The organism is Nocardiopsis lucentensis DSM 44048, assembly GCF_000341125.1.
In the GTDB taxonomy this organism is placed as follows: Bacteria; Actinomycetota; Actinomycetes; order Streptosporangiales; family Streptosporangiaceae; genus Nocardiopsis; species Nocardiopsis lucentensis.
Genome location: NZ_ANBC01000174.1, coordinates 1 through 321, shown reverse-complemented (window position 1 = coordinate 321; position 321 = coordinate 1). Strand labels below are relative to the sequence as shown.

Below are 321 nucleotides of genomic sequence, written 5' to 3'. Positions count from 1 at the left end.
CCGGGCCCCGCCAGTGCCAGGACAAGCTGGCCGCCGCCGGCCTGCGGGACACGGTGGTGATGAACGGCGGCATGAACGCCTGGGAGGCCCAGGGCGCTCCCGTCGTACGCGGACGGGAACGGTGGTCCCTGGAGCGCCAGGTCCGTCTGGTCGCCGGAGGCGTCGTCCTGACCTCCGTGCTCGCCTCCCTGCTGTGGCCGCCGGCCGTGGCGGTCGCCGGGGTCATCGGTGCCGGGTTGACCTTCGCCGCGATCACCGACACCTGCGCCATGGGCATGGCCCTGGCTCGCCTGCCCTACAACCAGCCCCGCAACCACGTCG

1 protein-coding gene is annotated in these 321 nt (G+C 73.8%); it reads left to right on the top strand.

Features of this window, described 5'->3' with window-relative positions:
* Nucleotides 1–321, top strand: a 321-nt coding sequence (locus D471_RS0105745; protein WP_017597745.1) for a YgaP family membrane protein, incomplete at both ends; no start/stop codon positions are given.